Raw genomic sequence first — 10,454 nt, forward strand, 5'->3', positions numbered from 1 at the left:
CACGCCTCCTCAAATTCGCCGCTCATTGATTTTCTTCCACTTGGGTCAGATCCACACCCCCCAGCATCGCCCATCCCAGGATCCCGGCGGCCACAATGATCATGCCGAAGACCCCATAAATCACCCGAAAACCCACCGTATCCGCTAAAAATGAAGCCAGCGCCATCGAGATCAAACCGGCAGCAGAGGCGATCGCGTTTAACGCACTGTTCACTCGCCCGCGCTTCAAATCCGTCACCGCCAATTGGATCAGGGTCATCAGCACCGACTGGCCCGGCACCAAGAAAAGTCCAATCACAAAGGTCAGCACGATGATCCAGACAAAGGCGGGCGACACGCCGATACCCACCAGCAGCAGCCCAATCGCCATCATCGCCCAGGCCCCCCAGGCCGCTTTCTTCATGCGCCCGCTGAAATAACCCAGCAAGGCCGTCGCGATCAGCATCCCCAACCCTTGCGCCGAATCCACTATCCCCAAGCCCTCCGGCCCCACCCCAAAATGGGTGCGCAGGTAGGGAACCCACAACACGTTAATGGCCCCCAGCCCAAATTGGAGCACCGTCATCAACACCAAAATGCTCACCAGCAGCCGGCTGGAAAACAAGGTTCCCATCCCCTCGCGCAGCTCCTGCCACACCGCCGCCAGACTGCTGGTGCCGCCAGGGGTGGTGCGCGGCACGGTCATCAGCATAATCGCAAGGGCGCTCAGCAAAAAACTGGCCGAATCAAACAAAAACGCCACCTGCGCCCCCGCAAATCCAATCGTGAAACCCGCCAGCGCCGGGCCAATCAGAAACCCCATCGTCTCCACCCCCTGCATCAGCCCCATCGCCGCCAGCAGGTCCTTTTTCTCCGGCACAATCAAAGGCAGCACCGCCGCGCGCGCCGGATAAAAAAAGCGGCTGAGGCAAGACATCAAAAACCCCACCGTGTAATAAATCCACACTTGATCCGCACGCTGCACCGTCAGGCAAACCAAAACCAGCCCGGCCCGCAAAAAATCCGCCGTCATCATGGTCTTTTTGCGGTCCCAGCGGTCCACAAAGACCCCCGCCACCGGCCCCAGCACCAACATAGGGACGCTCGAAGAGATCAGCGACAGCCCTACCATCAAGGTGCTGCCGGTCAAATCCTGGATCAAAATCGGCAGCGCCAGCCAGTTAAAGTAGTCGCCAATAAATGAGATCATCTGCCCAATCCACAAGGCCACAAAATTGCGGTTGCGGAACAGGGAAAAATAAGAATTGCGTTCGGATGGTGCTTCGATGGACATGACGGCGGTTCTCGTTAGTGTGTTTTATTTGCGGCTTACTTTTTCTTCGGCCCAGATCGGTACAAACTGCGCCCCGCCTGCACCACCGGCCGGCCAAAGCGTTCACGCAGTTCATCCAGCGCGCCCAACAGACGCTGTTCTTTTTCGCTGGGCGTCTCCCACAGCCCAGGCTGAAAGGCCTGTTGGCTCAGCCCGCTGGTGCCCACCCCAATCAGCCGCACGGGCCTGCCCGGCTGCCACACGGCGTCAAACAGTTGCAAGGCCACCGCCCCAATCAGCTTATCCTGCTGGGTGGGCCGTTCCAAAGACATCTGGCGGCTCAGGGTGGTGAAATCCGGCCAGCGCAGCTTCAGCCGCACCGTCGCCGCGCACAGGCCGTGCTGCCGCAGCCGGTAGGCCACGTCCCCGCTCATATCCAGCAAGGTCCCGCGCAGCACCGCCGCGTCGCTCACATCCCGCTGAAAGGTGACTTCCTGACTGATGGATTGGGCCTGGTGAACGGTGACCACCGGGCGGTCGTCCATGCCCTGCGCGTGGCGCACCAGCTCATGCCCGATTCTACCAAACATCCGCACCAATTGGCTCTCCGGCATGGCGGCCAATTGTCCAATCGTCGTCACCCCCAAATCATTCAGCCTGGCCCCCAGCTTGGGCCCCACCCCCCACAACGCCTGCACGGGCAGCCCGGCCAAAAAAGCCGCCTCTTGCCCGGCCGGAACTTCCAGCAGAGCGTTGGGCGCTGTCGGGCCTCGCTTTGAGGCCTTGCCGTGGTCCGTGGCCATTTTGGCCACCAGCTTATTGCTGGCCACCCCCAGCGAACAGGGCAGGCCCGTGCGTTCGTTCACCGCCCGCTGCACAAGATACCCAATCTCCGCCGCGGGTTGGGGCAAATCGCTCACATCCAGAAAGGCTTCGTCAATCGAAAGCTGCTCCAACAGGGGAGTGAATTCACCCAGCACCCCCATCACCTGTTCCGAAGCCGCTCGATACAGCCCGTGGTTCCCCGGAATCAGCGCCAGTTCCGGGCACAGCCGCTGCGCCTGACCGGTGGGCATGGCCGAATGCACCCCATACTGGCGCGCCGCATAGGAACAGGAGCTGACCACCCCGCGCTCTTCGGGCTTGCCCCCCACAGCAAAGGGCTTGCCCCGCAGGGACGGTTCCCGCTGCTCTTCCACAGCGCAGAAAAATGCGTCCAAATCCACATGCAGGATCTTCCGGAAAATCATCGCGCGGCCTCTCCTCACCAGTGTACAGCCCTCCCCCGCGCCGGTCAACCCTTTACGACGGACTAAGCCTGACCTGCGGGCTGGAGCAGCTTCTCTTCGTAAATCCGCCGGATGGTCACTTCCAATTCCGGACGCCGCACCTCTAAATCGGTCACAGGGTAGCGCGCCAACAGGGTCTGAATCAACGCGGCGGGGTCGTGCGTGTGTCCGTCCAGCGAAAACGTCACCCGCGGCCCATCCCGGCTCACGATTTCGACCCCTTCCAAAGTGATTTGCTCTGCCGGGTTGGCCAGCGTCACCGCCAGCAGCCGCCGCCCGTCAAACCGCTGGCTCAAAGCCGACAGGCTGCCGTCGTACAGCAATTGTCCCTGATCCAAAATCAGCACCCGGCTGCACAACTTCTCCACATCTGAAAGATCATGTGTGGTCAAAATAATGGTTGTCCCCCGCTCCTGGTGGATCTTTTGAATAAACTGGCGGATGCGTTCCTTCGCCACCACATCCAGCCCAATGGTCGGCTCATCCAAAAACACCAGGGGCGGCTCGTGCAGCAGCGCCGCGCACAGGTCTGCCCGCATGCGCTGGCCCAATGACAAGGACCGCACCGGCGTGTTGATAAAGCGCTCCATCTCCAACATCTCGGTAAATTCGCGCAGATTTCGCCGAAAGCGCTCCGCCGGAATCGAATACATCGCCTGCAGCAGCTCGAAGGAATCAATCACCGGCAAATCCCACCACAGCGTGGTGCGCTGCCCAAACACCGCCCCAATATGCGCCACGTAGGCCTGGCGCTGCTTCCAGGGCACAAACCCGCTGGCCTCCACTTCGCCCCCGCTGGGAACCAGCAGGCCGGTCAGGATCTTGATCGTCGTGGATTTTCCGGCCCCATTCGGCCCCAGGTACCCCACCATCTCCCCCGGCTCCAACGAAAAGTTCACCTGGCTCACCGCGGTCACTTTTTCCATTTGCGGCGCCACCAGGCTCAGCGCCGACCCCAAAATCCCCTGACGGCGTTTGTTGACCCAAAACACCTTTTCCAAATCCCGCACCCGCAAAATGGGTTTCATCGCCTTAGCTCCCTGTACTTTGATAATGGGTGATCCCCCACCGCCAAAACCACAACGCCAGCCCCATCCCCGCCGCGGCCACCAGCGGCGCAAAGAACGGCGCCGCCGCCGGAAAGCCAAACGGGTCAGTTTTTCCCAAAAAATACAGCGCCGGGTAGTAATTCATAAAGATGAACGGCACCACATAGGTGAAGAAACGCCGCATCCCTTTGGAATAAATATCCATCGGATACCCCATCATCTCCACGCCCCCATAGGTCAAAATATTGACGGCTTCCACCCGCTCGATCGTCCAAAAGGTCAGTGTGGTCCCAAAGATAAAAATCGCCCCCATCAAGACCACCTGACTGGCGATGACCACCGGTAAATACAGGCTCTTGGCCGCCGTCCAAACCACCGGCGTCATCCACAGCCCGTAAGCCAAAATGATCACCCCCTGCAGAATGCGCCCCAGCCGGCGCAGCAAAAAAGACGACCCCAACACCTGAACAGTGATGTTGACCGGCCGCAGCAGCAGCTGATCAAACTGCCCCTGACGCACCATCGGGCTGAAGGTGTCCGCGTCAAACCCGCTGAAGATCATGTCCGTCAGCCCGAAGGCAATTTCTGCCACCCCCACCAAAAAAGCCACTTCCCCCACCGTCCACCCCACCACGCCGCCAAAGCGGTTCAGCACCAGCGCTACCGAGAAGAAATAGGTGCCGTTTAAGAGGCCCGTGGAAAGCACGTCCATCAAAAAAGACATGCGGTACTGCATCTGTGAACGCAGTTGGATGGAGAGCAGTCGGCGGTAGAGCGTTAAGCTGCGCATTTCCTCAGCCTCCTTGAATGACCAGCTTGCGAATGCCGAGCCGCACCACCGCCTGCGAAGCAGCAGCCAGTACCAGGAACCACACCAATTGCAGCCCCAGGCGCACCCCCAATTCTCCCGCCGGAACGATCCCCAGGTAAATTTCCACCGGCGTGTTGATCAGCGAGGGGAAGGGAGTCCAATAGCACAGGCGCGTGAACCATTCGGGCATCAATTGCAGCGGCATATAAAAGCCAGACAGCACCCCGGAGATCAAAAACCCCATGCGCGCCACACCGCGCGCGTCCGGGGTCCAAAAGGCAGCCAAATTGACCAGAAAATTCCAGGAAAAGCTCACCAGCCAGCTCAGCCCCAGGCTCACCAGGAACCAGCCTGCCTGCCCCAGCGAGCCGGGGAAAACCAATGGGTGAAAGAGGGCAAACAGCGCCATGAAGATCACCCCGCGCCCCCAAAGGTTGAATCCTGCCTTGCCCAATTCCCGCCCCATCCACAGGGTGTACAGATGGGTCGGTTTCAGCAAATCCATCGCCACCTGCCCGGAATACACACTCTTGGATACATCCGTCATGCCGAAAATCCGCAGAAAGGCGATCATGGCCTGCGTCAGGGCCACATAGGTCACCGACGCAGCCGCGTCCATGCCGTTCACCGCCGCCCCAGCCGGCAGCAGCGCCGTCAGCAAGGCCGCCCGCACCAGACCAAAGAACAAATTGGTCGCCAGACCGGCCCACATCGCCAGGCGGTAGGTCGTTTCCTGACGAAAAGCCCGCCTCACCACTTCCCAGAAGAATCGCATGCGCGCCGCCTCCGCAGCCCTAAGGATACCGGCGATTATATCCGCTGTGCGGCGGCGGCCGGCCCCAAACCCTCCATCCAGCCCAAAAAACTGGCCGTCTGGGGAGTTCCAGACGGCCAGGATCGGGATTAGATCAAAACCCTTGTTATTGAAGGGTCAGAACCCCCCAGGTGGTGGGGTTGGTCAGTTTTCGTCCCGCCGCGCTGGAGACCATCGTCTGCTGCACATTCTGATCCACATTGTCGTTGTCTGACACCGAGAAGGCAAAACCCACCTTCACCCCCGGGCCGGGCGTCACCCCGAACACGCTCCAGGGCACGGCCGCCTCCACGCGGTAGCCGTCCTCAAACGCCACCGCGCCGATTTTGACCTTGCTCTGCCCGCCAGCCAGCCCGCTGGGGAACCACAAATACGCTTCGCGCGGCCCATCCAGTCCCCCGCGGCCCGGCGAAATGCCCAGTTGAAAATCATCGCCGCTCAGCTGCGCGCTGCCAAAATCGTCCCACAGGTTGCTGTCCAGCAAAATCTCCAGGCTGTCGCCCTTGTACAGGTCAGCCCCGCTGGCGTTTTGTGCGTAGCGGTCATCGCGCACTTTGGCCGCCACGTACAAGTATTGGTAATCCCACCCCACCCGGAATGAGCTTTCCAAATCGGCGCTGGTCTCACGCTGCCCATACACTACCGCTGCCGCGGCGTAGGTCTTGCCGGGCCATTCATCCCAATTCCCATCCAGAGTCGGCGGCGAAGCAAAATATGCCGCCGAAAAAGCTCCCCCCGGCCGCCCTGCCAGGGTTGCTGTGGCCGGCCCAGAGGTCAGGGTGGGCGGGGCGGTGGGCAGACCCGGCGGTGTGGGGGTCGCCGCAAGTTCGGGCGTAGCCGTCAGCGGCACCATCGTCACCGTCGGAGTCACCACCAGCAGCTCTTCTTCCTCGGTGAGGACCAGCGTGGGGAATTCCACCGGAGCGGCCGGGGTCAGCGACCCCAAAATTCCCGATCCAAACAGCGCCGTCATGGTCAGGTTAGGCGCGGGCTCGTTGGCTCCCGGCTTCAACCCCGCGAACGGCAAATTGCACCCCAACAGCACCCCGGCCGCCGCCAAAAGCAGCGCTTTCTTAAGCCTTGGTTTCATCCTGCACCTCCCGCTTGTTCTCATTGACCCAACCGCAGCGATCCCCAGGTGGTGGGGTCGGCGGCCTTCCAGCCGTACACCCCGCCCACCAGGCTCTGCCGCGCGGCCTGATCTGAATCGTTATCCGAAATCACCACCGCAAACCCAAATTCATCCCCGGCCTGCGGCTGCACCCCCAGCACTTCCCAGGGGAGCGCCGCTTCCAAAATGTAGCCGCGCTCGCTGTCGGACGGGTAAGCCCAGGCGAAGATTTCCACCTCGCTGCGCAGCCCGCGCTGGTTTGCCGGGGCCGTCTGGTAAGCCCCCAGGTTCTCCCCCACCTTAGGCGCGCCCGCTGTCAGCCACAGCTGAACATCGTCCACGTTGCGCTGCGAGCTGTTAAAATCCCCGTCCAAATCCGTGTCCAAAGACACCAACACCGCATCCCACACCTGCCAATCCTCGCCGCTGCCGTTTTGGCGGTACACATCATCTTTGATCTTGATCCCCACATACAGGTTCTGATAATCCCAGCCCACCTGCACAGCGGCCGACAGATCCAAAGGCCCCTCCCAATTTTCACGCCCTTCCAGCAGCAAAGCCAGCGCTGCGGGTGTGAAGCCGCTCCATTCCCCCAGGTCCCCATCCACCTCTGGCCGTGTGCTGAAATACGCCGCCGTCCAGCCGCTGCGCTGGGGTGCGGCCTGCGCGGGCGCGGAAGTGGGCTGGGCCGCCTCCGTCACCGCCAGCACCAGGGGTGTCTCGGTTGCCTGCGGCTGGGCCGGTGCGGTTTGGGTCGGCTCCAGGTCAGCCGTGGCGCTGGGCTGGTATACCGCCGTCATGGTGGCGTTAGGTACGGCCGTCTGACCACCCGCTGTCGTGCAGGCACTCAGCAAGAAAAGGATCCACAGGGAAATCAGCGCACGAGTCCAGGTCATTCATCGAGTCCTTGAGTCCAGATTTGCCTTTATTATACGCGTCTGCCCTCAGGGTTGGCTGTATTTTCGCCAAAATCTGCCTGCCCTTTTTTGGCCGCTGGGCTTGCCCACAGGATATAATTAACCGTATGAGTGCCCCTGTCGTCCCCCCTCCGGTTGAAGTTCGCGTGGTTATCTTCGGTTTGCAGTCCGACCGGCTGTCCACCCTGCTGCTGCCCTACCCGCCCCAGCAATGGCAGCTTCCTGGCCGCCCGCACGCTGCCAGCCAATCGCTGGAAGACACCGCCAATGCCTCGGTTTGTCATGCAGCTGGGCCGCTGGAAATTTACCTGGAGCAGCTTTACACCTACGGTGATCCAGCCCGCGGGGGTGTTTCGGTGGTGTATTTTGCCCTGCTGCCCACCAGCGCCGCCCATCCAGAAAGCCTTAAGGCTTCCGGCGCCGATTGGAAACCCGTGGATGCCCTCCCCACCCTGGCCTTTGACCACGCCAGCATCCTCACCTACGCCCTGCGCCGCCTGCGCTACAAGCTGGAATACACCGCCGTCGGCTTTGAGCTTCTCCCAGAAACCTTCACCCTCACCGAGCTGCAGCGTACCTATGAATTGATCCTGGGTGAAAAACTGGACAAGCGCAACTTCCGCCGCCGCATTTTGCAGGCCGGGGTGATTGAGCCCACCTCGCACCGGCGCGCAGGTGAGGGCCGCCCGGCCCAGCTGTTCCGCTACCGCCCCGACGCCGTGGCCGAGGTCAAGGCCCGCCGCCTCTTTCCCTAACCGCTCCGCGTCATCCCGAGCAGCGGTCTTTTATTCCCCCAACAGCTTTTCCATATCCTGAATAAAGGCCAGGAGCCTGCCCTCCAGGGTCTGTTTGAGCGCCTCCGGAGAATCAAAGTCCGGCTGCGCCGTCAGCGTCGCCTCGATGATCGAATCCACCCCTGGGCTGACTTTGGATAAAACATACACCCCCAAAGGTTTGCCGCTCAGCCGCGCAATCGTATCCGCCTGCACCTTACGGTTGCTGCCCGCCAGCCAGGCTTCAAAAGCGTTTTTCTCATGCACATACACCACGGCAATTTTCAGCTTCTGTTCCCGCAGCGCCGGGGGCGTAAAGGCGAAGTAAGTCATATCCATGTATCCAGGGTACAGGGCGCTGACTGCGTAGTCCGCATGCCGGTTTTGCTAGTCAGCAGCCAGCCCCGTCATGAAGGTCATCAAACCCTTGTAGGCTTTTTGGATCTGCCCTTTTTCCAGCTGGCGTTGGTATTCCTGGATGTTTGAATTCAACGTGTCCATTTTCAATCCTCGTTCCAGCGGTATTTGGGGTTGCGCCGCAAATCATCCGTCTGACAGTGCATGCACAGCCCGTTATGGCAGCACAGGTTGCCCCTACAGGTGGGGCAGCGCCATTTTTGCGCCTCTTGTGCCAAGAACGCTTCCATCCCCTGGTCTCGAATCAGATTCAGGTTGGCGATCATGCTCATGTGATATTTGGTGCGGTAGCGTTTATCCAGGGCTTTCAGGCGCTTACAGGGGTAAGCTTCACATTCATAACAAAACCGCAGCGTGCCCTGGGCCAACTTTTCACAGACGTCCCCCATGTGCAGGCAGTTCTCCCCCCGCGGAATGCAGCCCGGGCAGTATTTGCGATGAAACCCCTGCTGGTTCAGGTCGTGCAGCCTGAATTGATAGGCAGCGCACAGGGCGCAGTTCATCCCGCACGGAGCGATGAGTTCCTCGTTCATTTTCCAACCCTCCTTACCATTTAGGCGCCGGTCTTCGTCAGCCAGGCAACCGCCTCCAGGTGGTAGGTCTGCGGAAACAGGTCAAAGGGCGTCACCTCGCGCAGGGTGTACCCGCTTTTCACCATGCGCGCCAGGTCGCGGGCCAGGGTCGCCGGGTCGCAGGACACATGCAAGATCCACTCCGGCCCCATGCCCACGATTGCGTCCAGGGCTGCCCGTTCCAGCCCGGCCCGCGGCGGGTCCACCACGATGCCGCGCGGCCTTACCTTCAATTTTGGCAGAACATCCTCCGCCGCGCCCTCATACAGCTCCACGTTCTCAAATTCATCCAGGTTCAGGGCAAAATCGGCGCAGGCCTGCGGTGACATCTCCACCCCAATCAACTTCCCCACCCTGGGTGCTAGGAAGGCGCTGAACAGCCCCACCCCGCAGTACACGTCCAGAACCGTATCGTCAGCCCCCAACGCTGCCCGCTCCGCCACATGCTTCACCAGGGCTTCTGCCTGGGCCGTGTTCACCTGAAAAAAAGCCCCCGCTGAAACGGTGAAAGCCCGTCCCAACACCTCAAAGCGGGTGAAATCATCCCCCGCCAGCACAATCGGGTCTCCGCCCTCCGGCCCCATCCACACCGCCGAAAGCGGCATGTCCACCTGGAAGGTGGGCAGCGCGCCCCCGCTGCTTTCCAAAGCCAAAAGGGTCTCATCCCCTTGACGCACGGTCACGCGTTCCAGCCCGGGCACAGGTTCCATCTCCAGTAAAGGCCAGATCGCGTTCAGTTCTTCCTCCGGCAGGTGGCATTCTTCAATCGCCACCACCGTGTGCGAATTGGCCCGCTGAAAGCCCAGTTTGCCCTGCGGATCCAAATGAAACTGCATCGTATTGCGGTAATTCCACGGGCTTGGGCTGGGTACCATCGGCTGCACGGGCGGGTCAGTAAAATGCCCAATACGTTCCAACTGGTCTTTTAAAATCGCCTGTTTGGCCCGCAGTTGATCTTCATAGCTCAGGTGCTGGTAATGACAGCCCCCGCACACGCCGTAGTGCCGGCAGCGCGCCGCGATGCGTTCCGGCGCAGGCTCCAGCACTTCTAAAAGCTCGGCGCGCACATGCCGCGGGTGTTCTTCCACCACCCGCACCCGCACCAGCTCCCCCGGCAGGCCAAAGGCCGCAAATAAAGCCCGTCCGTCCGGCAGACGCCCCAAAGCCTCGCCCCCATACACCAGGCGCTCCAACCGCACCTCAAAAACCGCATTTTCGATACCCATCTCGCCCTCCGCGTATCCATCCAGGCCCCCCTGCTGCTTTGATTCTATCATGTTCCCCCGTTCGCGCGGCTGACTGGCGCATTTAGATCAAATTATGTGTCTGTCCCAAGAGTGGTAGGTTTTGAAAAAAGAGCAAGCTCCGAGTAAACTGGTAGGTGCTTAAGGCCACCAAGTTACCGGAGCTTGCCATGTCTATTGTCACCTTACAGATACCAGAAGTCAA

Annotated in this window: 10 protein-coding genes and 1 pseudogene; 1 reads left to right on the forward strand and 10 read right to left on the reverse strand. The window is 60.7% G+C overall.

Annotated features, from left to right (window positions below):
• Positions 1–22 precede the first annotated feature (22 nt).
• The 7 genes from ADN01_RS07470 to ADN01_RS07500 form a co-directional block, all read right to left on the reverse strand.
• Positions 23–1,273 carry an MFS transporter gene (locus ADN01_RS07470; protein ID WP_062418768.1) on the reverse strand — a complete coding sequence of 417 codons (1,251 nt, stop codon included), beginning with the start codon at positions 1,271–1,273 and terminating at the stop codon, positions 23–25.
• Positions 1,274–1,308: 35 nt separating this feature from the next.
• A complete protein-coding gene (gene dinB / locus ADN01_RS07475) occupies positions 1,309–2,502 on the reverse strand; it encodes a DNA polymerase IV (protein ID WP_062418769.1) in 1,194 nt (397 codons plus the stop codon).
• A 62-nt stretch (positions 2,503–2,564) separates the two neighbouring features.
• Positions 2,565–3,569 carry an ABC transporter ATP-binding protein gene (locus ADN01_RS07480; RefSeq protein WP_062418770.1) on the reverse strand — a complete coding sequence of 335 codons (1,005 nt, stop codon included), beginning with the start codon at positions 3,567–3,569 and terminating at the stop codon, positions 2,565–2,567.
• A 4-nt stretch (positions 3,570–3,573) separates the two neighbouring features.
• Positions 3,574–4,380, reverse strand: a complete 807-nt coding sequence (locus ADN01_RS07485) for an ABC transporter permease (RefSeq protein WP_062418771.1) — start codon at positions 4,378–4,380, stop codon at positions 3,574–3,576.
• A gap of 4 nt (positions 4,381–4,384) precedes the next feature.
• The gene (locus ADN01_RS07490) at positions 4,385–5,176 is read right to left on the reverse strand and encodes an ABC transporter permease (protein ID WP_062418772.1); all 792 of its coding nucleotides are present in this window, start codon (positions 5,174–5,176) and stop codon (positions 4,385–4,387) included.
• A gap of 145 nt (positions 5,177–5,321) precedes the next feature.
• The gene (locus ADN01_RS07495; protein ID WP_062418773.1) at positions 5,322–6,305 is read right to left on the reverse strand and encodes a sugar-binding protein; all 984 of its coding nucleotides are present in this window, start codon (positions 6,303–6,305) and stop codon (positions 5,322–5,324) included.
• Positions 6,306–6,325: 20 nt separating this feature from the next.
• Positions 6,326–7,222 (reverse strand): sugar-binding protein, encoded by an 897-nt coding sequence (locus ADN01_RS07500; protein ID WP_062418774.1) that lies wholly within the window; start codon positions 7,220–7,222, stop codon positions 6,326–6,328.
• A 128-nt stretch (positions 7,223–7,350) separates the two neighbouring features.
• Here ADN01_RS07500 and ADN01_RS07505 point away from each other — a divergent pair, with 128 nt between their 5' ends.
• Positions 7,351–7,998 carry an NUDIX hydrolase gene (locus ADN01_RS07505; protein ID WP_075071044.1) on the forward strand — a complete coding sequence of 216 codons (648 nt, stop codon included), beginning with the start codon at positions 7,351–7,353 and terminating at the stop codon, positions 7,996–7,998.
• 30 nt (positions 7,999–8,028) lie between these two features.
• Here the strand turns inward: ADN01_RS07505 and ADN01_RS07510 are convergent.
• The 3 genes and pseudogenes from ADN01_RS07510 to ADN01_RS07520 all read right to left on the reverse strand — a co-directional run bounded on the left by ADN01_RS07510 (position 8,029) and on the right by ADN01_RS07520 (position 10,231).
• Positions 8,029–8,517, reverse strand: a pseudogene (locus tag ADN01_RS07510) (DUF7000 family protein).
• Between the two features lie 2 nt (positions 8,518–8,519).
• Positions 8,520–8,966: a DUF3795 domain-containing protein gene (locus tag ADN01_RS07515; RefSeq protein ID WP_062418777.1), complete on the reverse strand. Its 447-nt coding sequence runs from the start codon at positions 8,964–8,966 to the stop codon at positions 8,520–8,522.
• Positions 8,967–8,986: 20 nt separating this feature from the next.
• Positions 8,987–10,231, reverse strand: a complete 1,245-nt coding sequence (locus ADN01_RS07520; protein WP_062418778.1) for a class I SAM-dependent RNA methyltransferase — start codon at positions 10,229–10,231, stop codon at positions 8,987–8,989.
• Positions 10,232–10,454: the final 223 nt, after the last annotated feature.

Source organism: Levilinea saccharolytica, from assembly GCF_001306035.1.
Classification (GTDB): domain Bacteria; phylum Chloroflexota; class Anaerolineae; order Anaerolineales; family Anaerolineaceae; genus Levilinea; species Levilinea saccharolytica.

Bases quoted from the DNA above. Each gene is read 5' to 3' on its own strand.
- ADN01_RS07500 (WP_062418774.1), bottom strand. From the start codon at position 7,222: ATGACCTGGACTCGTGCGCTGATTTCCCTGTGGATCCTTTTCTTGCTG.
- ADN01_RS07505 (WP_075071044.1), top strand. From the start codon at position 7,351: ATGAGTGCCCCTGTCGTCCCCCCTCCGGTTGAAGTTCGCGTGGTTATC.
- ADN01_RS07485 (WP_062418771.1), bottom strand. From the start codon at position 4,380: ATGCGCAGCTTAACGCTCTACCGCCGACTGCTCTCCATCCAACTGCGT.
- ADN01_RS07495 (WP_062418773.1), bottom strand. From the start codon at position 6,305: ATGAAACCAAGGCTTAAGAAAGCGCTGCTTTTGGCGGCGGCCGGGGTG.
- ADN01_RS07470 (WP_062418768.1), bottom strand. From the start codon at position 1,273: ATGTCCATCGAAGCACCATCCGAACGCAATTCTTATTTTTCCCTGTTC.
- ADN01_RS07520 (WP_062418778.1), bottom strand. From the start codon at position 10,231: ATGGGTATCGAAAATGCGGTTTTTGAGGTGCGGTTGGAGCGCCTGGTG.
- ADN01_RS07490 (WP_062418772.1), bottom strand. From the start codon at position 5,176: ATGCGATTCTTCTGGGAAGTGGTGAGGCGGGCTTTTCGTCAGGAAACG.
- dinB (WP_062418769.1), bottom strand. From the start codon at position 2,502: ATGATTTTCCGGAAGATCCTGCATGTGGATTTGGACGCATTTTTCTGC.
- ADN01_RS07480 (WP_062418770.1), bottom strand. From the start codon at position 3,569: ATGAAACCCATTTTGCGGGTGCGGGATTTGGAAAAGGTGTTTTGGGTC.
- ADN01_RS07515 (WP_062418777.1), bottom strand. From the start codon at position 8,966: ATGAACGAGGAACTCATCGCTCCGTGCGGGATGAACTGCGCCCTGTGC.